This window comes from Salinigranum marinum, assembly GCF_024228675.1.
Classification (GTDB): domain Archaea; phylum Halobacteriota; class Halobacteria; order Halobacteriales; family Haloferacaceae; genus Salinigranum; species Salinigranum marinum.
Map to the genome: position 1 here is coordinate 3,459,273 of NZ_CP100461.1, position 23,558 is coordinate 3,482,830.

Below are 23,558 nucleotides of genomic sequence, written 5' to 3' on the forward strand. Positions count from 1 at the left end.
ACGGCTACGCACGCACTCTCATACACCATGTTACTCGAAATAGACAACGTGACGAAACGGTTCGGTGGGATCGTCGCGATCGACGGCGTCAGCGTCGACATCGACGCCGGACCGATCACGGGGATCATCGGCCCGAACGGCGCGGGGAAGACGACGCTGTTCAACCTCATCGCTGGCACGTACACCCCGACGGAGGGGTCGATCCGGCTCCACGGCGAGGACGTCGCCGGTCTCCCCGCGAACGAGATCGCAAAGCGCGGCATCGGGCGGACGTTCCAGATCCCTCGACCGTTCGGCGAGATGACCGTCGAGGAGAACCTGCTGGTCGCCAACTACGACCTCCCGGCGGAGGAGCGATCCGCGCGGGTCGACGAGACGCTCGACCTGCTCGATCTGACGCACCAGCGCGACACCGAGGGAGAGAACCTCTCGGGCGGCCAGCAGACGCTCCTGGAGATCGGGCGCGTGCTGATGCTCGACCCCGATCTCATCCTCCTCGACGAACCCGCGGCGGGGGTCAACCCGAAGCTCGTCGACCGGATCGCGTCGCTCATCGAGACGAGTCGCGGCGACCGGACGTTCGTCATCGTCGAGCACGACGTCACGCTTATCTCGCGGCTCTGCGACCGGGTGCTCGTGCTGAACGAGGGACGGCTCATCGCCGACGGCGACATCAACGAGATCAAGAACGATCCGGAGGTCAGACAGGCGTATCTCGGGGGTGGCGCATGACCGACGCGGTCCTCGAAGTCAGAGGCCTGGCGGCGGGCTACGGCCCGGTCGACGTACTGCAGGACGTCAACCTCGACGTCCCGGCCGGGAAGATAGTCGGCATCATCGGCCCGAACGGGACGGGCAAGTCGACGCTGCTCAAGACGATCATCGGAATCGCCGACAAGCAGGCCGGCGAGATCCGGTACGACGGCGGCCCGCTCGAAGCGGTCGCCCCGCACAACCTGATCGAACGGGGGATCGCGTACATGCCCCAGGGTGACCGGGTATTTCCGGACATGACGGTCAAGGACAACCTCCGCGTCGGCGGCTACGTCGTCGACGACGACCGCTTCCAGGAGGCACTCGCCGACGTGTACGACCTCTACCCCGTCTTGGAGGAGAAACAGGACCAGAAGGCGAGCACGCTGAGCGGCGGCCAGCAGACGATGTTGAGCTTCGGGATGGCGCTGGCGAACCAGCCACAGCTCATCCTGCTCGACGAACCCTCTGCCGGTCTGGCACCCGATCTGGTGGACGAACTCTTCGCACAGATCAAACGGCTCCGCGACACCGGCATGCCGTTCCTCGTCGTCGAACAGTCGGTTCGCGCGTTGCTGGACAACTGCGACTACGTGTACGTCATCGAGGGCGGGACGACCGTCTTCGACGGCACCCCGGGCGACCTCCGGGGAGAGGAAGACCTCATGCGGATGTACCTCGCGCTCGAGGAGAACGAGTGAGATGCCGGACGCAGCGACGCCCGACGAGGGCCGACCGGTCCACGTCGACGACACCTTCTCGTTCGTGGCGACCGGCGACGCCATCCTGACCCGCCGACTGGCACCCTACGAGGGGACCACGGACCGGTTCGACGACCTCCTCGCGCTGCTCCGGGAGGCGGACGCGACGGCGACGAACCTCGAAGTCATCGTCCACGACTACGAGCCAGCACCGGCGGCCGCGAGCGGCGGGACGTACATGCGAGCGCCGCCGGCGGTGCTGGACGACCTCGCCGCCGCTGGCGTCGACCTCTTTCCCGCGGCGACGAACCACACCTACGACTACGGCGAGGGCGGGGTCGAACGGACCCTCGCTGCGCTCAGAGAGCGGGACCTGGTCTACGCCGGCATCGGACGGAACCGGTTCGAGGCCCGCGAGCCGGGGTATCTCGACACCCCGGGTGGACGGGTGGGGCTGGTGAGCGTCTGTACCAGCTACCAGCCGGCGGCCGTCGCGGGCAAGCGGACGGCCGCGATGCGCGGCCGCCCCGGGCTGAACCCGCTGGGGGTCGAGCGTATCTATCGGCTCGCGCCCGACCGCCTTGACGCGCTACGCGAGGTGAGCGAGGCCGCCGGGATCGAGGCGATCAAGCGCGCCTGGCTCGACCGCGGCATCTACTACAACCACGACTGGAACGACCCCTCCTACTTCCACTTCGGCGATATGAAGTTCGTCCCCGCCGATGAGGCGGACGGCTCCAGGGAGGCGGAAGGGCCGACGTACGTCGTCTCCGACGCCGACGTCGAGTCGTTGACCGCTGACGTGGCCGAGGCGGACGCGAACGCCGACTGGGTCGTCGCGTCGATCCACACCCATCAAGGTGCTGGCGGCCGGCAGACGACCGTCGAAACCCCCGACTTCCTGGTCGACGTCGCCCATCGGTGTGTCGACGCGGGAGCGGACGTCGTCGTCGGCCACGGCCCACACGTCTGCCGCGGCGTCGAACTGTACCGCGGCGCCCCGGTGTTTTATTCGCTGGGGAACTTCGTCGTGCAGAACGAGACCGTCTCCCGACTCCCCCCCGAGAGCTACCGGCGCTACGGGCTCGACGACCCGACGCGCGTCTCGGACGTGTTCGACCAGCGGCTGTACGACGACCAGGGCCAGCCCACCGGCGACCTCGCCAACCGCCGGTTCTGGCAGACGATCGTCCCCCGGTGCGTGTTCGCGGGCGGCGACCTCGACCGGGTCGAACTCCACCCGGTCACCCTCCAGCGCAACCAGCCCCGGTCCCAGCGCGGCGTCCCGGTGGTCGCGACGGGCACGGAGGCGGCCGAGATCATCGACGAGATCGAGGCGGCGTCGGAACCCTTCGGCACGTCGATCACCGTCACCGACGGCGTCGGCGTCCTCGACGTCGACCTCGTCGCGTAGGCGACCCGAGTCGCGCGTCAGGCGTCGAGCTGTGACTCCGGGACCTCGACCGCGAGGCTCTCGACGATCTCTTCGTGCGTGTACCGTTCGACCTCTCGCCACTGCTGGACGAGGTCGGCGACGCGTTCGAGCGGCTCCTCACCGGTCGGCGGGGACAGCTCACCGAGCAGACGTTTCCGCTCTTGGCCCCGGGTGAGTCCGATCGTCTTCTCGAACTCCGACCCCACGAGGTCCAGGTAGTCGACGAACTCCCCGACGAGCTGTGCGAGGGCGAACTGTGCGACGTCCTCGTGATGGGTCGTCCCCGGCTCCGTCCGGAGGCTCCGGTAGAGTTCGAGGAGCTCTCGGTACGAGGGGTCGTCCTCGGTCAGCCGGTCGATCGCGCGCGCGGTGAGCGTCGTTTCCATGGAGACTCTTCCTTGCACCCCCGTAGTTATCAAACTTTGGTAGGTTCTGGCAGGGTGCGCTCGGAACGACTCCGTCTCTCACAGGAGCGGACGGTCGACGGTTCCGTCTCCGTCACGCGTCCCCGTCGGCGGGTCCGTACCCCCGGCCGTCGCCGGGGTCGGCGAGCGCCCGGCCGTCGGCGGCGACCTGGACGCCACGCTGGTACGTCGCGACCGGCCGGCCGCGGAGGGTTCGGCCGTCGAAGGGACTGTACGCCCCTCTCGACTCGAACGCCGCCGCCTCGACTGTCCACTCCGCGTCGGGGTCGACGACGACGAAGTCGGCGTCTGCACCGACCTGTAGCGTCCCCTTGCGGGGGTAGAGACCGTGGATCTTCGCCGGCCGGGAGGCGTAGCGGTCGACGAGCCGCGGCAGGGAGAGCCGCCCCCGGGCGACCGCGTCGAGCAACGAGGGGAGCGCCGTTTCGAGCTGTGGCATGCCAGGGGCGACGTCGAGCGGCGCGCGGTCCTTCTCTTCGAGCCGATGGGGCGCGTGGTCGCTCCCGAACAGGTGGACGTCGCCGGCGGCCACCCGGTCCCATAGTGCTTCGCGGGTCGCGGCGTCTCTCACCGGCGGAGTCCCGATGGCGTGGGTCCCCAGTTCCTCGACGATCGCGCGGTCGAACGCGAGGTGGTACGGGGTCACCTCCGCGTGGATCGGGAGGCCATCGGCGCGCGCGGCGGCGATCCGGTCGAGCGACGCGGCAGTCGTCGTGTGCGCGACGACCGTCTCGGCTCCCGTCTCCCGGACGACGTCGACCACGTCGGCGACGGCAGTCGTCTCCGTGATCGGCGGCCGGGAGTGGAAGAAGGCCGCCATCCCCTCGCTCCGCTCGGGCGCCCGGGGACCGAACAGGTCGAGATACTCCTGGTCTTCGGCGTGGAGGTAGATCGGGAGGCCGGTGTCGGCGACTTCCTCGAGCGCCCGGTAGAGGTCGCCCTTGTCGTCGACGAGGAGCGGGCCGAAGCTCGTCGCCATGAACGTCTTGAACGCGGTGACGCCCGCATCAGCCAGCGCGGCGATGTCGCCCGTCCCGAGGTTTTCGTCCGTGATCGCCCCGAAGAGCGCGTAGTCGACCCGCGACTTCTCGTCGAACAGCGCCGCCTTCCGTTCGTACTCGTCGACGGTCAGTACGGGGGGCGTCGTGTTCGGCATCTCGACGACGGTCGTCACGCCGCCGGCCACGGCCGCCGCGGTGCCGGAGGCGATCCCTTCCTTCTCGACGTAGCCCGGTTCGCGGAAGTGGACGTGGCCGTCGACGAGCCCCGGGAGGACGAGTTCGCCGTCGAGCGAGCACACCGATTCGGCCGGCAGGTCGGCGGTCGGATCGACGACGTGGCTCACGCGGCCGTCAGTCACGCCGAGCGTTACCGCGCGGACCGCGCCGTCGAGGACGACGCGGCCGCCTTCGACGCGGAGATCGATCGCAGGCATGCCCGTTCGGTCGGGGGCGCGAATAAAAAGGTGTGTGCATCGTCGGGGCGACACGACGCTCTTGGCGACGACCGACGGGCCGACGACCGACCGGGTGACGTCGCTCAGGGGGAGCCGATGTCGAGGTCCTCGCCGACCTGGGTGAGGTACTCGAGTTCGTAGCCGGCGTCGGCGACGTTCGCGATCGCCTCGGCGTTGCGGTCGACCACGACGATGATCCGCTCGACGACGCCGCCGACCTCCTCGATGAGCGACATCGTCTCGAGGCAGGTCGCCCCGGTCGTGGTGACGTCCTCGATGACGGCGACGGTCATCCCCTTCTGGATGTCTCCCTCGATCCGGGCCTGTGTCCCGTAGTGTTTCTCGCCCTTTCGGATGTACGCACTCGGGATCCCGGTCCGGAGCGACACCGCCGTCACCAGCGGGACGGCACCGAGTTCGGGGCCCGCGATCACGTCGATGTCGGACGAGGAGAGTCGGTCGGCGATCTCCTCGGCGATCACGTCCAGCACCTCGGGATGGGTCTCGAAGACGTACTTGTCGACGTAGTAGTCGGTCAGCGACCCGTTCGAGAGCTTGAACTTCCCCTTCTTTACCGCCCCGACCTCTTGGATGAGCGTCGCGATGTCGGACATTGCGGTTACGACCCGGCAGGAACAAAAAAGTGTTCTGGTGCGCGCACGTGGCTTCACCGGCGGGGCGCTTGCCGTTCCGGCATCCGGAGCCGTCGTATCGTTTTTGTACCCCCGGGTCGTTCGGTGCGTATGATCGTGCCACCAGTACACACAGCGCCGAGATCACGGTCCGGGCCCGCGAGGGGTCATGAGTGACGCGGACGTCGCCGCCGAGGTGAGTCTCGACCGGATCCAGCGACGCCTGGACGCGATCTGGGAGATCGGCCGCACCGACGACGGCGGTGTCACACGGCTCGCGTACAGCGACGAGGAGACCGCCGCCATCGAGTACGTGCTGGGCGAACTCGACGAGCGGTTCACCGTCCGGACGGACTCGATCGGGAACGTCTTCGCCGACACCGACCCGGCGGCCGACCGCGCCGTCTACCTCGGCAGCCACCTCGACTCCGTGTTCAACGGCGGCCGTCTCGACGGCGCGCTCGGCGTCGTGATGGCGCTCGAAGCGATCGAGGTCGCCCTGGCGGTCGGCGAGCCGCCCGTGTCGCCGACGCTCGCGGTCCTCCGGGCGGAGGAGTCGACCCGGTTCGGGCAGTGGGCCATCGGGAGCCGGGGGGCGCTGGGTCAACTCACGGTCGAGGACTTCTCGGCGACCGACCAGAGCAGCGTCCCGCTGTGGCAGGCGATGCAGGACCAGAACCTCCAGCCGCGGGACCTCGACCGGCCGACGATCGACCTCGACCGGATCGCGTGTTTCCTCGAGACGCACATCGAACAGGGACGGGTCCTCGACGAACAGGACGAGCACGTCGGGGTCGTCACGAGCATCCGGGCGCCGGTCCGCTACCGGGTGACCGTCGAGGGTGACTCCGACCACTCGGGCGCAACGCCGATGGGGATGCGCCGCGACGCCATCGCCGGCGCGGCCGAGATGATCACGACCGTCGAGCGCGTCGGGGACACCGCCGCCGGGTCGGGCGACCTCGTCGCGACCGTGGGTGACATCACCGCCGACGGCGGGGCGATCAACAAGGTCTGTGGCCGGGTCACCTTTCCGATCGACGTCAGGAGCACCGACCGATCGCACCGCGACGAGGTCGAAGCGACCCTGCTCGACCGGCTCGAAGCCGTCGCCGACCGCCGCGACCTCGACCTCGACCTGTCGCTCGTCGATCGGTCCGATCCGGTGGAACTGGACCCGTCGACGACCGGGACGCTCGCGTCCGTCGCCGACGACCTCGCGGTGCCGTACCGGCGGCTCCCCAGCGGGGGCGGCCACGACGCGATGAACTTCCAGCACCGGGGGATCCCGACGGGTATGCTGTTCGTGCCGAGCGTCGACGGCGTCAGCCACAACCCGAACGAGGCGACGCCCGACGACGCCATCCGCGACGCGACGACGGTCCTGACGCACGCGCTCCTCGGCGACCCGACCGCCGGCGAGTCCCCGATCGCCGAACCCGAGTCGAACGACTGACCGCGCTGTCGCTGTCGGACGACGGTGACCTGCTCCCGCCGACCTGCGTCCGCTCTCACGCGCGGGTCAGCGACGGCGCTCACCGGTCGCCTCCGTGGCTCGCTGGTCGACGATCCCACTCACCCGGTGCGGCCGAGCGCCAAAAATATATTTTTTCTGCTATTTATGAAAATATATAAGAAATATTACTAAAGTCCCGTCGGAATACGTGATCCGGTCCCGTCTCCCGAGTCGGATGGCGATCGGGTCGGGCGGTCGCCGGTCTCCCCTCCCCGAGACGCCAGTATCGGGCGTCGCCGCCTCGGTCCGGATCACGGTCGACAGGGTACGGACGAGTGGATCTCCGAACCGCCGCGGATCGGTTCCCGACGCCGCCGCCGGCTTGTCGTCGTCGCGCCGGCCATCGCGTGCGACTCCTCCGTGTCGGAACGCCGGGGAGATCACACCCCACGACCAATAATACGAATTCTGTTATATATTTACATCTGTTAGTTTTGACGAGTGTTCCACGGCTAGCGGACTGGTGGACGCGCTCGTCGTCCGACGCACCGCGCCGTCCGGACGCCGACCCCGAAACGGCTTTACCCGCGCCGCGGATAGCGCCGTGCATGCTCCCCGTCGCACCCGCGATCGGAGTCGTCGACACGCTCACGAACGACCCGATCCTGGTCGCGCTCGTGCTCGGGCTACTCCTCACCGTGTTCTTCGGTTACCTCTACGTCCGCCGGACGCTCATGAACCTTCGCGACGGCTACGAAGACGCCTACCGCGGGAAGTAGATGGTCGCGACAGCGACCATCGCGACGTTCGTCGTCGCCGCGCTCGCCTCGCTGTTCATGGCGTGGTCCATCGGCGCGGGCTCGTCGGGGTCGACACCGTTCGCCGCGGCGGTCGGGGCGAACGCCATCTCCGTGATGCGGGCGGGCTTCGTCGTCGGCGTGCTGGGCTTTCTCGGGGCCGTCCTGCAGGGAGCAAACGTCACCGAAGCGGTCGGGACCGAACTCATCGCGGGCGCGACGCTCACGGCGACCGCCGCCATCGTCGCGCTACTGGTCGCCGCCGTCCTGGTCGCCATCGGCGTCTTCGCCGGTTATCCGATCGCGACCGCCTTCACCGTCACCGGCGCGGTCGTCGGCGTCGGCCTCGCGCTCGGCGGCGACCCCGCGTGGGCGAAATACCGCGAGATCGGGACGCTCTGGGTGCTCACGCCGTTCGTCGGCGGCGGCATCGCCTACGCCACGGCCCGGCTCCTGCGGAACGAGGGCGTCCCCGAGCGGGTCGCCGTCCCCCTCCTCGCCGGCATCGTCGGCGGGATCGTCACCAACATCGAGTTCGCGGTTCTCCCGGGCCCCGACGGGAGCGGGTCGATCGCCGGCGCGGTCGCCCGGACCGGCGTCGTTCCGGCGTCTCCGCTCGCCGCCCGACTCGCCGTGACGGTCGCGCTGTCGGCGGTCGTCGTGGCCGCGCTCGCCGCGGAGATGCGGAACAACGCCGCACGCGGCCAGCGCCGGTTCCTCCTCGTGCTCGGTGGGCTGGTCGCCTTCTCGGCGGGGGGGTCACAGGTCGGCCTCGCCATCGGGCCGCTCGTCCCCCTGCTGGGCGAGTTCGCTGTTCCCCTTCCTGCGGTGCTCGCCGGTGGCGGGCTCGGCCTCCTCGCGGGATCGTGGACGGGCGCGCCGCGCATGATCAAGGCGCTCGCGCAGGACTACTCCTCGCTCGGTCCCAGACGCTCCATCGCCGCCATGATCCCCTCGTTCGCGATCGCACAGACCGCCGTCGCGTTCGGTATCCCCGTCTCGTTCAACGAGATCATCGTCAGCGCGATCATCGGATCGGGCTACGCCGCCGCGAACGAGGGCGGCGGTGGCGTCAGCGCGTCGAAGATGGGGTACACAGTCTTGGCGTGGCTCGGCTCGCTCGCGCTCGCGTTCGGACTCGGCTACGGTGCGTTCACCGCGATCGACTCACTCCTCGGCTGAGTCGACGCTCTCGTCCGTCGGGTCCCCCGCCGTGACTGTCTCCTCGCGCTCTCCCCTCGTCGACAGCGCGTCCGCCGTCTCGGCGTCGGCCACCCGGGTGGCGGCGTCGGCGAGCCGTTCGTGGGCGCGGACGAACCGCCAGACGAGATAGACGACGAACAGCCAGACGAGGAGGACGATCGCCGCGAGTATCTGCTGTGTGACGACGACGCCGTAGAGGAGGACGAACGCCCCGACCACGACGACGGCGAGTTTCAGCCGTCGCTCGGTGCGGTCGTCGGGGTCGGTGGAGGGCTCGGACATCGCTTCGGGGCTCTCGGCGGTCTCACAAAAACGGTTCGCGTTCGGTCGGCGCTCAGCTCTCGACTTCCGCTTCGGTCTCGTCGTCACCGCGTTCGACCGGGTCGTCGTTGGGCAGTTGCGTGACCCGCGCTTTCATGATGCGGGTGTTGTCGACCTGCTCGATGCGGATGACGACGCCGTCGTACTCGATCTCCTCGCCCTCCTCGACGAGGCGGCCGGCGCGGTTGAAGATGAAGCCCGCGAGCGTCTCGAACTCCTCACCCTCGGGGAGTTCGAGGTCGAGCACCTCGTTCACCTCGTCGATGTTCACCTCGCCGCGGACGAGACACGTGCCGTCATCGCGGAAGTCGAACGGCTCCTCCTCGTCGCCCTCCAGGATGTCGCCGACGATCTCCTCGACCATGTCCTCCATGGTGATCAGCCCCTCGGTCGTGCCGAACTCGTCGATCACGACGACCATCTGCATCCGCTCGTTCTGGATCTCCTGGAGCAGTTCGTCGACGTTCTTCGACTCGGGGACGTGCAGCGTCGGGTGGACGAGGTCGGTCAGGCGCGCGGTCCCCTCGCCGTAATGTTTCTCGCGGACCAGGTCGCGGATGTTGACGATGCCGATGACGTTGTCGAGGTTTCCGTCGTACACCGGCACGCGCTCGTGGTCGGACTGGACGCACGTCTCGATGGCCTCGTCGAGCGTGGCGTCCTTCGGGACCGCGGTCATGTCGAGTCTGGGCGTCATCACCTCCTTGGCGATGGTGTTGTTGAACCGGAAGATGCGGTCGAGCATCTCGCGCTCGTCCTCCTCGATGACGCCCTCCCGTTCCCCGGTCTCGATCATGTTCTGGATCTCGTCCCGCGTGACGTACGTCGTCTCGATGGCGGAGCGCCCGCCGGTGACACGGTTGATGAGCCGGGTGAGATAGTCGAAGACGACGATGAGCGGAAAGAGGAGGTACTCCGAGAGCTTCAGGGGGCGCGCGATGCGGAGCGCCCACGACTCGGTGTTCTCGACGGCGTACGACTTGGGCGCGCTCTCACCGAACAGCAGGACGAGTGCGGTGATCCCGAACGTCGAGGCGATGACGGCCAGCCCCTGGTTGTCGAGGAGGACCGCCAACAGCCCCGTGGCGATCGAGGTCATCGCGATGTTGACGAGGTTGTTGCCGACGAGGATCGTCACCAGGAGGCGGTGTGGGTCCTCCTTCAGCTGTTTGACTGCCGCGGCACCCGGAACCCCCTCTTCGACCATGTTGTCGACGCGGTGTTTGGCGAGCGAGAACATGGCGATCTCCGAGGAGGAGAAGAACGCGGAGAGACCGATCAGGACGACGATAGCCACTGCTCCGGCGACCGTGACGGTCGTGTCGGTGAGCGGCACCACGTCGGTCAACTGTCCGAGAGCGGTCTGGACGACGGTGGGTGTTTGGAGCAGCGACAAACCCATACAACACCTCCCATTGTCTGGGCGCGAAATTAAGAGTTGTCCATCGACGGTCGTGTCGCGGCCGTCCCAACACCGTCCGGTGGCGACACGCTTAGGCCGGCGACGGTCCAACCGGAGGGCATGACCGACCCGGCACTCACCCTGTACCGACTGCAGGCGTGTCCGTTCTGCGAGCGCGTCGTCCGCACGCTCGACGAACACGGCCTGGACTACCGCTCGCGGTTCGTCGAGCCGATGCACGCCGACCGGAACGTCGTCAAACGGATCTCGGGCAAGCGCACCGTTCCCGCCCTCGTCGACGAGAACACCGGCGTGACGATGTCCGAGTCCGCCAACATCGTCGACTACATCGAGAAGACGTACGGGGAGGGATCGTAGGATGGTCGACTTCGAGGTCGTCTCACTCCCCGAGACGGACCACGTCGGCGTGGGCGAGGTCGCGCCCGACTTCACCCGGCCGCTGGTGACCGACGAGTACTGGGAGGACGTCTCCCTCGCCGACCTCACCGAGGAGGGACCGGTCTGTCTCGTCTTCTACCCGATGGACGGCGCGTTCCCGGCGACGTACATCTGGAACGAGATCCGCGACCGCGCGTGGGGCGATTCGCTGACGGTCGTCGGCGTCTCCATCTCCACGCCGTACGAACACAAGACGTTCATCCACGAACGCGGGATGGACTACCGGCTCTTCTCCGACCCCGCCAACGGCGTGGGCGGGGAGTACGGCATCCCCAACCCGCTCGACGGAATGACGGGCGTCGAAGAGCCACGCCCGGCGGTGTTCCTCCTCGACGGCGACCGCACCGTGACGTACGCCTGGGTCGCCAGCGAGTGGCCCGACTTCCCCGACTACGACGCGGTCGAGGACGCCATCGAGGCGCTCGTCTGAGCCGGCCCGACGCCGAGGAGACACCCGTGACCGACACCCACGCCGACGACACCGACCGACTCAACGCCGCGGCGAGCGCCATCGCCGCCGGCGACCTCGTCGTCTACCCCACCGAAACCGTCTACGGCCTCGGCGCGGATGCGTCGAGCGCCGACGCGATCGAGCGCGTCTTCGACTGCAAGGGGCGCGACCGCGACAAGCCGCTCTCTCTCGGTGTCCCCGACATAGACACCGCTCGTCGGTACACGCGCTTGACGCCGCGCGACGAGCGGTTCATGCGTGCCTTCCTCCCCGGGCCGGTGACGGTCGTCGTCGCCGCCGACCCGTCGCTTCCCGACGCCCTCACCGCGGGCCGCGACCGCGTCGGCGTCCGGATCCCCGATCACGACCTCGCGCTCGCCCTCCTGCGCCGGGTCGCACCGACGCCCGTGACGGCGACGAGCGCGAACGTCTCTGGGACCGGGAGCGTCCGCCGCGTCGCGGACCTCTCCGCACGCGTTCGCGACGCGTGTGCCGTCGTCGTCGACGGCGGCGAGACGCCCGGGGGCGGGAGCACCGTCGTCGACCCCGAACGAGGGGTGATCCACCGCCGGGGCGCGCTGGGCGACGTGGTCGAGGCGTGGCTGGCCGAGGACGCCGCCGGCGAGTAGGACAGTCACAGCCCGAGCAGCGAGCGCATCGACCGCGTTCGGACGCCGCAGCGTTCCCGGTAGGCGCACTCGCGACACTTCGCCGTGTCGCGGAGCCGCGGCGGCGGCCCGTCGAGCGACCGGACGGCCCGGAGCGCGCGTCGGTACGCCGCCTTGGCACGCGTCGTCAACCGCACGGTTCGGACGACCCCGTGGGCCGGATACTCGACTCGCGCCGTCGGGATCGGCTCGCTCCGCTCCCACGACAGCGCTTTCGCGGCCGCGACCGCCTTGACCCGCTGGGGCTCCCACACCCCCCGTTCGGGCGGGCTCCCAGGCGAGACCAGGCTCGGCGTCGGCCCCTCGTCGGTCGCGAGGAGCTTGTGGACGCGCCCCCGGCAGTCCTTCCCGGTGAGCGGGACGTCCGTGGCGCGTGGGTCGGTGAGCGCGGCCCAGTCGTCCCGGTCGGCCAGTCGGTCGAGCGCGTCCCGGTACGCCGCGGGCGACGGCTCGATGGGTTCGGCACGGAGCGCAGCATCGCTCGCGTCGCGCAGTTCGGCGTAGCGAAACGCGAGTCGCTGGCGAGCGCGCGCCGCCGCGGGCGGCCCGTCGTCGCCGTCCCGACGGGCGTAGTACAGTTGCCGCGGGCAGTACGCCGCCCGTCCGAGTTCGGTGAACGTCGGCATCCACGAGACGGTGGCCGCCCGATCTGATTTGAACCCTCGGCCCGCCGTCGGCCTCTCGCACCGGAAACCTTGGTTGATTGATTACTATTCGGGTCCAGCGCGGCCGACGTCACTCGATCGTGGCGTGTCGGAGCCCCCGTCACCGTCGACGCGGAGACCCCTCCGCTTCCACTGGACGCCGCGTTTCGCTCCCCTCGGCCCGGTTCGCGGCTCACACGGCGGACGGACCCTCACCCGACAGTGACGCTCACGGGAACATATATCTCCTCAACTGACCAACTGTACGTCGTCACTGATCACCGCATGGTCGAACTCAGCATCATCATCCCGACGATCAAGCCCGAGTCGGAGATCGTCTGTCTCCGGTACCTCGAGCGCCAGGACTTCGACGACTACGAGGTGATCATCAGGTCCGACCCTGGTGCGTCGAAAGCGCGCAACGCGGGGATCGAGCGGGCGAACGCGGAGAAGCTCGTCTTCCTCGACGACGACTCGATGCCGCGGCCGGGCTACCTGCGGGCGGCGAGTGCGGCGCTCGACGACCACGACGTCGTCGCCGGGCGGGTGTTCCAGCCCGCGGACGCACCGATCACGTACAAACAGCTCCCCTGGTACGACCAGGGCGACGAGGGGCGGCACACGGAGCTCATCGTCGGCTGCAACATGGCCATGCGAACGCGCGTCCTCGACGCCGTCGGTGGGTTCAACGAGGCGTTCTTCCACGGCCACGAGGAGACGGAACTGGGCCGCCGCATCAGCCGACACTTCGACATCTACTACGAGCCCAGCATGGTCGTCGAGCACTACTACGCCTTCTCGATCCGCCAGTACTGGGCGAAAGCGTACCGCCACGGTAGGGCCGACGCCGACTGGTGGGCGGTCGACGCCGTCCCGCTTCGCACGCGGCTGTGGCGGTGCGCGCCGACGAACGTCCTCCGCCGGCAGCCGGTCGAGACTGTCGCGGAACTCGTCGTCAGGTTCGGACGGGCGCGTCGCCTCGCCGCGCAACTCCTCGGACGGGTCGATGTGCCGGTGCCTCGAACACCGCCGTCGACCGAGACGGACGCCGACACGGCGTCACCGTCGCCCCCGCGTCGGGAGTCCGACGGCATCTCGCCCGAGTGACCCACCTCCCTCCGCGGTGTCGATCCTGGGCCCCACAGACGGTTAGTGAGTGCTTGTTTAATGCCTCTTCGGCTGTACTCTTCGTCTGATATGACCTTCAGCGTCGCGTTCATCGGTACGGGTCCGGATCCGAACAACCCCAGCACCGACGGCTTCGCGATGGCGTACCGCCACGCTCCGGGGTATCAGCGGCTCAACGATTGCGAACTGATCGCCTGTGCCGACATCGTCCGCGAGAACGCCGCGGCGTTCGCCGACGCACACGGGATCCCCGCCGACCGCGTCTACACTGACTACCGGGAGATGCTCTCGGCGGTGGAACCCGACATCGTGAGCGTCTGCACGCCGCCGGCCGTCCACGCGGAACTCGTCATCGGCACCGCCCGCAGCGGCGTCGTGAAGGCGATCCACTGCGAGAAGCCTATCGCGCTGACGTGGGGTGACGCCCGGGAGATGGCCCGCGTCTGTGCGGCGGCGGGCGTCCAGCTCACGATCAACCACCAGAAGCGCTTCGGGACCCCGGTCCGCCGGATGAAGGCGCTCGTCGATCGGGGGACGATCGGGACGGTCCAGCGCGTCGAGTTCGGTGCCGAGACGCTGTCCGACATGGGGACGCACTTCTTCGACATCTGCAGCTATCTCACCGACGGCTCGCCCGCCGAGTGGGTGCTGGCGAACGTCGACTACACGGAGGAGAACGTCCTCTTCGGCACCCACAACGAGAACCAGGCCGTCTCGCAGTGGCGGTACGAAAACGGCGTCTACGGGCTCGCCTCGACCGGCCGTGCCGCCGACTTCGTCGGCTGCCAGCTCCGAGTGGTCGGTTCTGGGGGCGAGATCGAACTCGGTGGCGACGACGCCGTATTGCGGTTCCGCGCCGACAGCGGGGACTGGACGACCGTCGACACCGGACTCGACGGCGTCCACAACCCCTCCCCTGGGCGCGTTCGCTCGTTCGTCACTTCGATCGCGAGCAGGCTCTCGACCGGACTCGCCGACCGGCTGACCACGACCACGTACGAGGAACGGGCCATCGAGGAGGTCGTCACTGCCCTCCGGGAGGACCGGGCGTCGGAACTCTCCGTCGACGCGGCGCTCGTGGCCGAGGAACTCATCTTCGCCAGCTGGGAGTCCGCCCGTCGGCGGGGCCGTGTCGACCTCCCCCTGGAGATCGACGACAACCCGCTCGAATCGATGGTCGCCGACGGGAGCCTCACCGTCGCGCCCGCTTCCCCCGCGCCGCCCAGCGTCTAATCGCAGCCCGGCCGATCGCCGGTCGACTGTCGCCGGGCGAGACCGACGGTGCCGGCGTCGCGTCGGTAGGACCGTCCTAACCGGCGTTTCAGCCCCGTGTTCGGCTCTCCGCCGTCCCGGTCGTCTCGTCCTCCTCGGACAGCTCGAACCGGTCACGGGCCCCCGACGCCTTCGCGGCCGCGAGATCGCTCAGCGCCCGGCTCGGTTCGACCAGCGAGTCGGCCGGCGTGTCGAGGCCGTCGGCGAACGCCGCGAGCGACGCCGACGCGCTGTCGAGGCGTCGAGCAGCCGCTCGGGCCGTCCGTTCGGCCTGTTCGGCCGAGCCGTTCCGCCGGAGGGCGAGCGCCGATTCGAGCTTCCCGACCCCGTTCGTGAACTCCCCGAGCGGGCCGCGTAGCGCGCCGAACGCGCGCATCTCGGCGTCGAACTGCTCGCGCTTCCCGCGGTAGGTCGACGCGTCGAGCGCCGGGAGCGCGGCCGTGGCCTCGGCGGTCGTCTCCTCGACGATCGTCCTGTACGGTCCGCGGGCGATCCGCCGGTCGGTGTCCATCTCGTCGATCGCGGCCCCGGCGGCCCCGGCGTCCGTGTCGGCGAACGCGTCGCGGGCGACCTGCAGGTGACGGTACGCGCCGAGGAGCGCGACCTGCACCTCCGCGGCCGCCGCGAGGAACCGCCTCGTCGTGGCGAGGCGCTCGACGGTCGCCGCTTGGCGCTCCGTCACTGCCGCCTCTCTGGCCCGTTCGATCTCCCTCGTCGCCTCCGAGACGCCCGCCTGGACGCTCCGATCGCCGAACCCCGTGTACGAGGCGTCGGTCGCGAGGATCGTCTCTCCGGCGTCCCCTCGGTACTGTTCGACCACCGCACCGAGGGTCGATTCGACCGCTGCGATCGCCTCCCGTGCCCGCCGTTCCTCCGACGTCGGCGTCTCCGTGGGAGCGTCCGTCGCCGTCGACGTGGCGGTGTCGGTCGGCGTCGTGGTCGCCGTGTCGCTCGGTGCCGTCGTCGCTGTTGGTGCCTCCGTCGGCCGCGATGTCTGCGTCCCCGGGTCGCTGGTCGCGTTACAGCCGGCGACCGCGGTCGCGAGGAGAGCGAGGAACGGTCGACGTTCCATGAGCGACAGCCGTGTAGTTGGATATACATATTTTGTGTTACATTCCTGTGTCGGAGACGTTCTGTGGTGGCCGAGCAGCTTGGTGTGTCCCCCCGTCCGCGCAACGAAACGCTTTACACCCACGCTGGCCCAGGTTCGAGTGCGGGACCGTGGGTTAGCCTGGTATACTTCGGGCCTTGGGTGCCCGTGACCCCGGTTCGAATCCGGGCGGTCCCATTCCACTTTTTGCTCGGTCGCTTCGCTTCCTCGCAAAAAGGTGGGGAAAAACAGTAGTTGCGGATTCGCACTCGACGAGGCCGAACGTAGTGAGGTCTCGGCCCAGTTCGAATCCGGGCGGTCCCATTCCACTTTTCGCTCGGTCGCTCCGCTTCCTCGCAAAAACGTGGGGAAAAACAGCAGCAGAGGAGTCGAACCAGTCCAGTCAAGCACAGCGAACGCAGCGAGCGAGCACGTCTGGGCGAGGTTCGAATCCGGGCGGTCTCATTCCACCAGCTTTTACACTGCGGGCTGACTCCGCCACCCCTCGGTAAAACCTGGATCAAAAGCACTCCTCCCTCACTCCGCTTCGCTCCGTTCGGTCGTCGGCCCGCGACTCGCTTCGATCGTCGCGGTCAGTACGGTCTCTCAGAAGAGGAACGTGAGACGGTCAAGGCACCAGTCGTCCGGTCGTCGCTCGCGGTCGGTCGACGCCCGTGCCGGCATCGGCAACTCGGACGGGTTCGATACACGAACGTGTCTATAATTCGGGCAGAAACGCAATATTTGGTCCGTTTCGTTCCACATTTATGCGTACCCCCCGAACGAGCGAGCCGAGATGATCCCCGAAGCCGGCGACGTCCCGCCGGACCGTTCGGACCCGTGGCGCATCACCCACGTCGGCCGTCGCGTGCGCTGGTCGGACGCGACACACAGCTGCGCGGCGTGTGGGGACTGCGTCGAACTGGACAGCCGCCATTACTACGTCTCGATGAGCGACACCTCGGCGGGTCGGATCCGACGACGCTCCGACGACGAACTCGTCTTCTGCCGGACGCGCTGTCTCGAACGCTGGGCGTAACGGTCGCCTGCGCCGTGCGACCGGTACCGAGTCGGTCGACGGCGCTCGTCAGAGCCCGAAGAAGAAGACGATCCCCAGCGTCGTGACGGCGACGAACACCAGCTGGAGCGGTCCACCGACCCGTATGTAGTCGGTGAACTTGTACCCTCCTGGGCCGTAGACGAAGAGGTTCGTCTGATACCCCACAGGCGTCATAAAGGCGGTCGACGCCGCGAAGGTGACCGCGAGGACGAACGAGAAGGCGTTCGCGCCGAGCGTCGTCGCGGCCTCGACCGCCACGGGGATCATCAACACGACGGAGGCGTTGTTGGAGATGACGTTGGTCAGAAGCGCCGTCACCACGTAAAAGAGCGCGAGCACGCCGACGAGCGGGAGGAGCGTCGAACTCGCCACGACCCCCTCGGCGATGAGCGCCGCCGCGCCCGTTCGCTCCATAGCGATGCCGAGCGGGATGACCCCCGCGAGGAGGAAGACGACGTCCCACTGGACGGCGTCGTAGATCTCGGTTGGGCGGAGACAGCCCGTCGCCACCATGGCCACCGCGCCGGCGAGCGCCGAGACGACGATCGGGACGAAGTCGAGCGCGGCCAGCGCGACGACGGCGGCGACGATGCCCACGGCGACGAGGATCTTCGACTCGCGGAAGTCGTGACGCTCGACCTCCTGGGCGACGATGAAGTTGCGGTTCCGATCCAGTTGCTCGATGCTGTCCGCCGACGCCTGGACGAGCAGGGTGTCGCCGACGCGGAGCTGGACGTTGTCGAGGCGGTTGCGGACGAGTTCGCCACCCCGGCGGAGCGCGAGGACGGTCGCGTCGTACCGCTGGCGGAACCGCGCGGTAACGAGCGACTCGCCGACGAGCGACGACCCGGGCGCGACGACGACCTCGACGAGGTTCTGCCCTCGTTCGGCCGTCTCCAGTTCGGCCTCGTCCACCCTGACCGGGACGAGGTCGAGCCCCTCGGCGTCGAGCAACTCCACCAGCGTATCGCGGTCGGTCCGCAGGGCGAACACGTCGCCGACCTGGATCTCCTTCGGACCGAGCGGTTCGAGGAACACCTGGTTGTGGCGGATCAGTTGCAGGAGGTCGACGTCGAAGTCGGTTTCGACGAGCGCCTCTTGGACCCGCATCCCGACGAGCGGCGAGTCCTCGCGCACCATCACCTCGGTGAGGTAGTCGGCCATCTCGAACTCCTCGGTGAGGTCGACCCGTGGTTTGATCCGCTCGGGGGTGAGGTAGCGCCCGAGGGTGAGGAGATAGAGCGTGCCGACGACCGAGACGACGATCCCCAGCTGTGTGAACTCGAACATCCCGAACGGACGGCCCAAAAGGCGTGCCGACAGCTCCGAGGCGAGGATGTTCGTCGAGGTGCCGACGAGCGTCAACATCCCGCCGAACATCGACGCGTACGACAGCGGCAGGAGGAGCTTCGACGGGGAGGTGCCGCCCCGCTCCGCCAGATCCGTCACCATCGGCAGGAGGATGGCGACGGCGGCGGTGTTGTTGATGAAGCCGGAGATCGGCCCCACGACGCCGACCGTCGCACCCAGCTGTCGGCCCTCGCTGTCGGCGGTGTACCGCGAGATGAACGCGCCGAGCTTCTGGACGATGCCCGTCCGCTGGACGCCCTCCGAGAGGATGAACATCGCGAGCACGGTGAGCGTCGCGGCGTTGGCGAAGCCCGACAGTCCCTCTTCGGGGGTGACCATCGGGATCGGCGCGCCGAGGACGCCGACCTCGACGAAGAGCCCCGAGACCGGTTCGACGAGCATCAGCGCGACCATCACCGAGATGGCGGTCACGTCGACCGGAACCGGCTCCGTGGCGAACATGACGAGCGCCACGAGGATGAGCGCGAACACGACGACGATCCCGGGCGTGAGCGCGACCACGACCGGCACGTTGCTACCAGGGGGCAAAAGCGTGGTGAATAGTGGGCAACGACGACGTCTACTCGATCCGCGGCCGGACCACTCGTACCCGATAACCGACCGCGCCGACGGTCCGCTCGATCCCACGCGTCACGGCGACACCACGGAGCCACAGTCTCCCGGGATCACCGCCGGCGGCGACACCGTGGCGTTCACGAACTCTGTAATTTTACTCGGATCACAGTAAACTTCTTTTAGCCGGAGACCGATCCGTACGGTAATGGCAACACAACAGCACGCGTCGAAACGAGCGTACTCCTGCCCACGGTGTGACGGAGCGGTCGTCTTCGCCCACCAGTCGTGGAGCTGTGTCGACTGCGGCTACGTCCCGCGACACGCCGCGGACTGAACGCACTTCCCGTGGGCCGACGCCGTCGGTCCCGGTGATCCCCGAACGGCGAGCGCGATCCCCGCCGCTCGGCACGCCCGGTGATCTCGCTCGCTTCCTGTGGAGTTCGCGCGAAAAAAGCCGCACCAGCATGGGGAGAGACCAAGCCGAGTCTCGAGGTCGTGGGTCGGTCCCCGGCCGACCGCGCGCTCAGTCCGCGCTCGACCCCTCCCTGAGGACGCCTGCTTGCTCCGCGCGGTCGACGATCCGCCGGGCCATCTTGTTCGTCGCCTCGTCGACCATCTCGCCGTCGACGCTCACCGCGCCCTTCCCGGCGTCCATCGCCGCGGCGTACTCGTCGACGATCCGCCGGGCCCGCTCGGCCTCGTCGGGCGAGGGTGCGAACACCTCGTTCGCGGGTTCGATCTGCGAGGGATGGATCGCCCACTTGCCGTCGCAGCCGAGCAACGAAGCGTGTCGGCAGGAGTCGCGGAAGCCCGCCGTGTCCTCGATGTCGGCGAAGGGGCCGTCGATGACCTGTAGCCCCTCCGCCTTGGCCGCGTGGGCGAGCCGGGCGAGTTGGTAGTGCCAGTAGTGTCCCGGATAGCCCTCGCCGGAGCCGATCGTGAGCCCGGCCGCGCCGACACTCGCGGTGTAGTCGCCGGGGCCGAAGACGAGCGACTCGATCCGGTCGGAGGCGCGCGCGATCTCGGGCGCGTTGGTCATCCCGCTCGCCGATTCGATCTGACACTGCAGGCCGATTTCGCCCTCGGGGAGCCCCTCGTTGACCTCGACCTGCGTGAGGAGGTCGTCGACGGTCCCGACGTACGACGCGTCGTGGCACATCGGTACCATGATCGTGTCGAGGTGCCGGCCCGCCGCGCCCACCACCTCGATGACGTCGTCGTACCACCACTGCGTCTCGACGCCGTTCATCCGGAAGCACGGCTTCGTCTCCGACCAGTCGTACTCGCAGAGCCCCTCGATGACGTTCGCGCGCGCCCCGATCTTCTCCGAGGGAGCGACGCTGTCTTCGAGGTCGAGGAACGCCTCGTCGGCCCCCGACGTCGGCGCGCGCTCGATCATCTTCGGATCGCTCCCGGGCGTCGCCAGCTGCGATCGCCGGAGCGTCACCTCGTCAGTCATCGTCGCTTTCGCTGGTCACCGGGGCGCTCTGCTCCTCGGTGAACCCCTCCGAGCCCTCGATGCGCTCGCGCGCCAGCGGATCGAACTCCATCTCGATGTCTTGGTAGCGCGAGACGAACGAGAGTTCGTGGTGCGACTCGGTCGGGTGGTCGAGATAGCGTCCTTCGAGACCGAACTGCGCCTCCTCGTCGGCCTCCGCGAGCCGCTTGAAGTCCTCGTAGACGGCGTGTGCGCCCGAGTGCAGGCCGAACAGCGTGATGAAGATGTACTTGTACCCCATCTCGCCCAGCTCGGCGAAGGTGAGCGGGTCCTCCTCTTCGGACCACGCGAACGACGACGAGTAGTTGAACGCGAGGTCGAGGTCGGGGTGGGTCTCGTGGATCGTCTCGGCGTACTGGACGGCGTCCTCCCGACTGGGGTCGGGCATCTCCGGCCAGACGAGGTCGACGCCCGCGTCGGCGTAGATCCGCCCCCGTTCGAGGTGCTCCTCCCAGTCGCCGTTCGCCGAGCCGTAGGCGTCGGTCCGGGCGATGATCACGGTGTCTTCGGACTGCTTCGCGTCGACGGCCGCGTCGAACCGCGACCGGGCCTCCTCGCGCGAGACGATCTGCTTGCCCGCGATGTGGCCACAGCGCTTGGGCGAGGTCTGATCCTCGATGTGGATCGCTGCGACGCCGGCCTTCTCGTACTCGCGCACCGCGCGGCGGACGTTGTGGATGCCGCCGTAGCCGGTGTCGCAGTCGGCGATGACCGGGATGTTACACGCCTCGACGATCCGCTTTGCGTTCTCGACCATCTCGGTCATCGTCACCATCTCCAGGTCGGGGAAGCCGAACTGTCCCAGGACGGTCGAGTAGCCCGACATGTACGCGGCGTCGTGGCCCGTCATCTCCGCGAGCCGGGCGTCGAGCGCGTGGTAGAGGCCGGGCGCGAAGACGAACGGCTCCTCGTCGAGTTTCCGCCGTAGCTCCCGTCCCATCGGGTTGTCGATGTCGCGGGTGAACGTGTCCGAATCCATCTCGGTCGGTTCGAGGGGCGCGTCGCTCATCGCTCGTCCTCCAGTCGGCGCTCGATCCGGTCGAGTTGCGCGCGCATCGTCTCCAGTTCCCGGCGGAGCTGCGTGGTAGAATCGACGCCGTTCGGCCCCAGATCGGGACAGAGCGGCGCTTCGGTCTCTTGTTCTTCGCGGTCGGTTCGGCTGTCGGTTCGTCGGGTCGTGTCGGAGTGCGTGCTCATGTTATCGTCGTATCGGAGGCTTCGGTTGGCGTGTCGAGTCGGTCGGGGTGCGGTCGGTCGCTCCGGATACGTGTACGGTCGTCATTGGCGCATCTCGGGCAACGACAGACCTACGAATAAAGTTTATGATCTATAATGATAATATTCTATAATCAACTATTATTCTGCACACCGATTTTAGGTGTATAAATGTTTGTCATTGTCTAGCATAATTCTTATTTCGACGCAGAACAGGTTCCTATCGGGCGCAGAACTGTTCGATAACCGATTCTCAACCAATCAATTGAAAGTGTAGAACAAAAATGTAATACTTGGTTGTCATTATTTCGGATTCGTTTCCTCGGTAAACCAGGCGGTGGTCCGGTTCATCGGCCGTCTCACCAAGAGATTCGTCACCTGCAGATGAACTTTTACTTTCGGAGAAGTAATCATGCGACGTACTGAACGGACCGTCTGACTTCCCGCCGACGAGCCACGACCGATAGACGAACGCCCCTGTGGACGGTCGGCGCGACGGAGGGACGCTCACCGTCGCTCCGGGGAAGCGACTGAGCTTCTCGTCGCGGACGGGACTCGTCGTCGAGGACGGCGGCCGTCTCGACGCGGTCGGGTCGTGCGCCGAACCCATACTGTTCACGGGCGAGGGGGCGACCCGGGGCGTCTGGCGGAGCGTCCAGCTCCGCGAGAGCGCCGGCCCCTCGACCCTCTCGCACGTCATCGTCGAGGACGGCGGCTCGCACTCGCACGCCCACGCGTCGGCCGCGGCGAATCTCGCGGTCGGCGCGAAGCGGTTCTCCATGACAAACTCGACGATCCGCGAGAGCGGCGACTACGGTGTCGTCTTCGAGCACGCAGCGGCGGTCGACGCGTTCACAGACAACCACGTGACTGCCAACGCCCACGCAGGGTTCGGGACGCCGCTGTCAGCCGGGGTGCTGGACACCTCCTCGTCGTACACCGGCAACGACGAGGACGCCTGGATCGTGGACGACGACGCCCTCGACGACGACGTGACGTGGGCTGCGATCGACGTTCCATACCGCGTCATCGACGACACCGACATCGACGTGGCGGGACACCTGACGATCGCACCGGGGGTGACCGTCGAGTTCGGACATCGCTCGTCGCTGATCGTCGAGGACGGCGCGCTGACGGTCGTCGGGATCGATCCCGACACGGAGGCGTCGAGGCCGATCACCTTCACGGGGGCGCAGAAGACGCGCGGCTACTGGCGCGGGATTCAGTTTTACAACTCGAACCGAGAGGAGAACCGACTCCGGAACGCCGTCGTCGAGTACGGCGGCGGCGACCCGCAGTTCTCGCACGCGAGCGGACGCGGCAACGTCGTCGTCTCGGGCGGGAGCCGTCTGGTGATCGTGGGGAGTACGGTCCACGGGAGTGCCGGCTACGGCATCTTCGCCGGGTCGAAGGCGTCGGTTACGATCGCGGGGAACGATTTCTCCCGGAACGCTGACGGCCCACAGCTCTGATCGGACACCTCCGAACGGGCCACGAACCCGTCACGCTACGCGCTCACGCGACTCACTCTTCGGCCGATGTCGTCGGTCTTAATCCGCTCGCGCC

The 23,558-nt window shown here is 68.0% G+C and carries 25 protein-coding genes and 1 tRNA gene; 15 read left to right on the plus strand and 11 right to left on the minus strand.

Going from position 1 to position 23,558, the window contains the following annotated elements:
• Positions 1-48: 48 nt before the first annotated feature.
• Genes NKJ07_RS17210 through NKJ07_RS17220 form a run of 3 tightly spaced genes read left to right on the plus strand, consistent with a single transcriptional unit; the run spans position 49 to position 2,868 of the window.
• Positions 49-732, plus strand: coding sequence for an ABC transporter ATP-binding protein (locus NKJ07_RS17210; protein WP_318568019.1), 684 nt, complete (start codon positions 49-51; stop codon positions 730-732).
• Positions 729-1,454: an ABC transporter ATP-binding protein gene (locus tag NKJ07_RS17215; protein WP_318568020.1), complete on the plus strand. Its 726-nt coding sequence runs from the start codon at positions 729-731 to the stop codon at positions 1,452-1,454. Before NKJ07_RS17210 ends, NKJ07_RS17215 begins: the two co-directional genes overlap by 4 nt.
• 1 nt (position 1,455) lies before the next feature.
• Positions 1,456-2,868, plus strand: coding sequence for a CapA family protein (locus NKJ07_RS17220; protein ID WP_318568021.1), 1,413 nt, complete (start codon positions 1,456-1,458; stop codon positions 2,866-2,868).
• 17 nt (positions 2,869-2,885) lie between these two features.
• On the opposite strand, the gene NKJ07_RS17225 is transcribed toward NKJ07_RS17220, so the two are convergent.
• From NKJ07_RS17225 to pyrE, 3 genes are all read right to left on the minus strand, one after another.
• Positions 2,886-3,275, minus strand: coding sequence for a hypothetical protein (locus NKJ07_RS17225; protein ID WP_318568022.1), 390 nt, complete (start codon positions 3,273-3,275; stop codon positions 2,886-2,888).
• A 112-nt stretch (positions 3,276-3,387) separates the two neighbouring features.
• A complete protein-coding gene (locus tag NKJ07_RS17230; protein WP_318568023.1) occupies positions 3,388-4,749 on the minus strand; it encodes a dihydroorotase in 1,362 nt (453 codons plus the stop codon).
• A 104-nt stretch (positions 4,750-4,853) separates the two neighbouring features.
• Complete coding sequence (gene pyrE, locus NKJ07_RS17235; protein WP_318568024.1) at positions 4,854-5,384, minus strand: orotate phosphoribosyltransferase; 531 nt, start codon at positions 5,382-5,384, stop codon at positions 4,854-4,856.
• Positions 5,385-5,571: 187 nt separating this feature from the next.
• Between pyrE and NKJ07_RS17240 the strand changes: the two genes are divergently transcribed.
• The 3 genes from NKJ07_RS17240 (at position 5,572) to NKJ07_RS17250 (ending at position 8,837) form a co-directional block, all read left to right on the plus strand.
• A complete protein-coding gene (locus NKJ07_RS17240; protein WP_318568025.1) occupies positions 5,572-6,858 on the plus strand; it encodes a Zn-dependent hydrolase in 1,287 nt (428 codons plus the stop codon).
• A gap of 608 nt (positions 6,859-7,466) precedes the next feature.
• Positions 7,467-7,637 carry a DUF7859 family protein gene (locus NKJ07_RS17245; RefSeq protein WP_318568026.1) on the plus strand — a complete coding sequence of 57 codons (171 nt, stop codon included), beginning with the start codon at positions 7,467-7,469 and terminating at the stop codon, positions 7,635-7,637.
• On the plus strand, positions 7,638-8,837 hold the full coding sequence (locus NKJ07_RS17250; RefSeq protein ID WP_318568027.1) for an inorganic phosphate transporter: 1,200 nt from the start codon (positions 7,638-7,640) through the stop codon (positions 8,835-8,837).
• On the opposite strand, the gene NKJ07_RS17255 is transcribed toward NKJ07_RS17250, so the two are convergent.
• Entirely contained in the window at positions 8,823-9,140 is a 318-nt protein-coding gene (locus tag NKJ07_RS17255) for a DUF8066 domain-containing protein (protein WP_318568028.1), read from the minus strand. The two genes, NKJ07_RS17250 and NKJ07_RS17255, sit on opposite strands and share 15 nt — an antisense overlap.
• A gap of 52 nt (positions 9,141-9,192) precedes the next feature.
• Positions 9,193-10,581 (minus strand): hemolysin family protein, encoded by a 1,389-nt coding sequence (locus tag NKJ07_RS17260; protein ID WP_318568029.1) that lies wholly within the window; start codon positions 10,579-10,581, stop codon positions 9,193-9,195.
• Positions 10,582-10,701: 120 nt separating this feature from the next.
• Here NKJ07_RS17260 and NKJ07_RS17265 point away from each other — a divergent pair, with 120 nt between their 5' ends.
• Genes NKJ07_RS17265 through NKJ07_RS17275 form a run of 3 tightly spaced genes read left to right on the plus strand, consistent with a single transcriptional unit; the run spans position 10,702 to position 12,120 of the window.
• Positions 10,702-10,959 (plus strand): glutathione S-transferase N-terminal domain-containing protein, encoded by a 258-nt coding sequence (locus tag NKJ07_RS17265; RefSeq protein ID WP_318568030.1) that lies wholly within the window; start codon positions 10,702-10,704, stop codon positions 10,957-10,959.
• A 1-nt stretch (position 10,960) separates the two neighbouring features.
• The gene (locus tag NKJ07_RS17270; protein ID WP_318568031.1) at positions 10,961-11,470 is read left to right on the plus strand and encodes a redoxin domain-containing protein; all 510 of its coding nucleotides are present in this window, start codon (positions 10,961-10,963) and stop codon (positions 11,468-11,470) included.
• A gap of 26 nt (positions 11,471-11,496) precedes the next feature.
• Positions 11,497-12,120, plus strand: a complete 624-nt coding sequence (locus NKJ07_RS17275) for an L-threonylcarbamoyladenylate synthase (protein WP_318568032.1) — start codon at positions 11,497-11,499, stop codon at positions 12,118-12,120.
• 5 nt (positions 12,121-12,125) lie between these two features.
• Here the strand turns inward: NKJ07_RS17275 and NKJ07_RS17280 are convergent, their stop codons facing one another.
• Positions 12,126-12,785 (minus strand): CRISPR-associated protein Cas4, encoded by a 660-nt coding sequence (locus NKJ07_RS17280; protein ID WP_318568033.1) that lies wholly within the window; start codon positions 12,783-12,785, stop codon positions 12,126-12,128.
• Positions 12,786-13,088: 303 nt separating this feature from the next.
• On the opposite strand from NKJ07_RS17280, the gene NKJ07_RS17285 reads away from it, so the two are divergent.
• Together NKJ07_RS17285 and NKJ07_RS17290 are read left to right on the plus strand one after the other, a co-directional pair.
• On the plus strand, positions 13,089-13,910 hold the full coding sequence (locus tag NKJ07_RS17285; protein WP_318568034.1) for a glycosyltransferase family 2 protein: 822 nt from the start codon (positions 13,089-13,091) through the stop codon (positions 13,908-13,910).
• Between the two features lie 90 nt (positions 13,911-14,000).
• Positions 14,001-15,164 carry a Gfo/Idh/MocA family protein gene (locus tag NKJ07_RS17290; RefSeq protein ID WP_318568035.1) on the plus strand — a complete coding sequence of 388 codons (1,164 nt, stop codon included), beginning with the start codon at positions 14,001-14,003 and terminating at the stop codon, positions 15,162-15,164.
• Positions 15,165-15,252: 88 nt separating this feature from the next.
• On the opposite strand, the gene NKJ07_RS17295 is transcribed toward NKJ07_RS17290, so the two are convergent.
• Positions 15,253-16,275, minus strand: coding sequence for a hypothetical protein (locus tag NKJ07_RS17295; protein WP_318568036.1), 1,023 nt, complete (start codon positions 16,273-16,275; stop codon positions 15,253-15,255).
• Positions 16,276-16,418: 143 nt separating this feature from the next.
• Here NKJ07_RS17295 and NKJ07_RS17300 point away from each other — a divergent pair.
• Together NKJ07_RS17300 and NKJ07_RS17305 are read left to right on the plus strand one after the other, a co-directional pair.
• A tRNA-Pro gene (locus NKJ07_RS17300) sits at positions 16,419-16,491 on the plus strand.
• Between the two features lie 598 nt (positions 16,492-17,089).
• Entirely contained in the window at positions 17,090-17,332 is a 243-nt protein-coding gene (locus tag NKJ07_RS17305; RefSeq protein WP_318568037.1) for a hypothetical protein, read from the plus strand.
• A gap of 48 nt (positions 17,333-17,380) precedes the next feature.
• Here the strand turns inward: NKJ07_RS17305 and NKJ07_RS17310 are convergent, their stop codons facing one another.
• On the minus strand, positions 17,381-19,225 hold the full coding sequence (locus NKJ07_RS17310; RefSeq protein ID WP_318568038.1) for an SLC13 family permease: 1,845 nt from the start codon (positions 19,223-19,225) through the stop codon (positions 17,381-17,383).
• Positions 19,226-19,484: 259 nt separating this feature from the next.
• Here NKJ07_RS17310 and NKJ07_RS17315 point away from each other — a divergent pair, with 259 nt between their 5' ends.
• On the plus strand, positions 19,485-19,613 hold the full coding sequence (locus tag NKJ07_RS17315) for a hypothetical protein (RefSeq protein ID WP_318568039.1): 129 nt from the start codon (positions 19,485-19,487) through the stop codon (positions 19,611-19,613).
• Between the two features lie 189 nt (positions 19,614-19,802).
• On the opposite strand, the gene NKJ07_RS17320 is transcribed toward NKJ07_RS17315, so the two are convergent.
• From NKJ07_RS17320 to NKJ07_RS17330, 3 genes are read right to left on the minus strand one after another with little or no spacing between them, the layout of a single operon-like run.
• Positions 19,803-20,738, minus strand: a complete 936-nt coding sequence (locus NKJ07_RS17320) for an HpcH/HpaI aldolase/citrate lyase family protein (protein WP_318568040.1) — start codon at positions 20,736-20,738, stop codon at positions 19,803-19,805.
• Complete coding sequence (gene aceA, locus NKJ07_RS17325) at positions 20,731-21,786, minus strand: isocitrate lyase (protein ID WP_318568041.1); 1,056 nt, start codon at positions 21,784-21,786, stop codon at positions 20,731-20,733. The genes NKJ07_RS17320 and aceA overlap by 8 nt, the downstream gene beginning before the upstream one ends.
• Positions 21,783-21,974, minus strand: a complete 192-nt coding sequence (locus NKJ07_RS17330) for a hypothetical protein (RefSeq protein WP_318568042.1) — start codon at positions 21,972-21,974, stop codon at positions 21,783-21,785. The genes aceA and NKJ07_RS17330 overlap by 4 nt, the downstream gene beginning before the upstream one ends.
• Positions 21,975-22,471: 497 nt before the next feature.
• On the opposite strand from NKJ07_RS17330, the gene NKJ07_RS17335 reads away from it, so the two are divergent.
• A complete protein-coding gene (locus tag NKJ07_RS17335) occupies positions 22,472-23,464 on the plus strand; it encodes a right-handed parallel beta-helix repeat-containing protein (protein WP_318568043.1) in 993 nt (330 codons plus the stop codon).
• The last annotated feature ends 94 nt before the right edge of the window (positions 23,465-23,558 follow it).

Bases quoted from the DNA above. Each gene is read 5' to 3' on its own strand.
- NKJ07_RS17290 (WP_318568035.1), top strand. From the start codon at position 14,001: ATGACCTTCAGCGTCGCGTTCATCGGTACGGGTCCGGATCCGAACAAC.
- NKJ07_RS17220 (WP_318568021.1), top strand. From the start codon at position 1,456: ATGCCGGACGCAGCGACGCCCGACGAGGGCCGACCGGTCCACGTCGAC.
- NKJ07_RS17305 (WP_318568037.1), top strand. From the start codon at position 17,090: ATGATCCCCGAAGCCGGCGACGTCCCGCCGGACCGTTCGGACCCGTGG.
- NKJ07_RS17265 (WP_318568030.1), top strand. From the start codon at position 10,702: ATGACCGACCCGGCACTCACCCTGTACCGACTGCAGGCGTGTCCGTTC.
- NKJ07_RS17245 (WP_318568026.1), top strand. From the start codon at position 7,467: ATGCTCCCCGTCGCACCCGCGATCGGAGTCGTCGACACGCTCACGAAC.
- NKJ07_RS17230 (WP_318568023.1), bottom strand. From the start codon at position 4,749: ATGCCTGCGATCGATCTCCGCGTCGAAGGCGGCCGCGTCGTCCTCGAC.
- NKJ07_RS17270 (WP_318568031.1), top strand. From the start codon at position 10,961: ATGGTCGACTTCGAGGTCGTCTCACTCCCCGAGACGGACCACGTCGGC.
- NKJ07_RS17215 (WP_318568020.1), top strand. From the start codon at position 729: ATGACCGACGCGGTCCTCGAAGTCAGAGGCCTGGCGGCGGGCTACGGC.
- NKJ07_RS17250 (WP_318568027.1), top strand. From the start codon at position 7,638: ATGGTCGCGACAGCGACCATCGCGACGTTCGTCGTCGCCGCGCTCGCC.
- NKJ07_RS17280 (WP_318568033.1), bottom strand. From the start codon at position 12,785: ATGCCGACGTTCACCGAACTCGGACGGGCGGCGTACTGCCCGCGGCAA.
- aceA (WP_318568041.1), bottom strand. From the start codon at position 21,786: ATGAGCGACGCGCCCCTCGAACCGACCGAGATGGATTCGGACACGTTC.
- NKJ07_RS17255 (WP_318568028.1), bottom strand. From the start codon at position 9,140: ATGTCCGAGCCCTCCACCGACCCCGACGACCGCACCGAGCGACGGCTG.
- NKJ07_RS17295 (WP_318568036.1), bottom strand. From the start codon at position 16,275: ATGGAACGTCGACCGTTCCTCGCTCTCCTCGCGACCGCGGTCGCCGGC.
- NKJ07_RS17330 (WP_318568042.1), bottom strand. From the start codon at position 21,974: ATGAGCACGCACTCCGACACGACCCGACGAACCGACAGCCGAACCGAC.
- NKJ07_RS17240 (WP_318568025.1), top strand. From the start codon at position 5,572: ATGAGTGACGCGGACGTCGCCGCCGAGGTGAGTCTCGACCGGATCCAG.
- NKJ07_RS17315 (WP_318568039.1), top strand. From the start codon at position 19,485: ATGGCAACACAACAGCACGCGTCGAAACGAGCGTACTCCTGCCCACGG.
- NKJ07_RS17320 (WP_318568040.1), bottom strand. From the start codon at position 20,738: ATGACTGACGAGGTGACGCTCCGGCGATCGCAGCTGGCGACGCCCGGG.
- pyrE (WP_318568024.1), bottom strand. From the start codon at position 5,384: ATGTCCGACATCGCGACGCTCATCCAAGAGGTCGGGGCGGTAAAGAAG.
- NKJ07_RS17285 (WP_318568034.1), top strand. From the start codon at position 13,089: ATGGTCGAACTCAGCATCATCATCCCGACGATCAAGCCCGAGTCGGAG.
- NKJ07_RS17260 (WP_318568029.1), bottom strand. From the start codon at position 10,581: ATGGGTTTGTCGCTGCTCCAAACACCCACCGTCGTCCAGACCGCTCTC.
- NKJ07_RS17225 (WP_318568022.1), bottom strand. From the start codon at position 3,275: ATGGAAACGACGCTCACCGCGCGCGCGATCGACCGGCTGACCGAGGAC.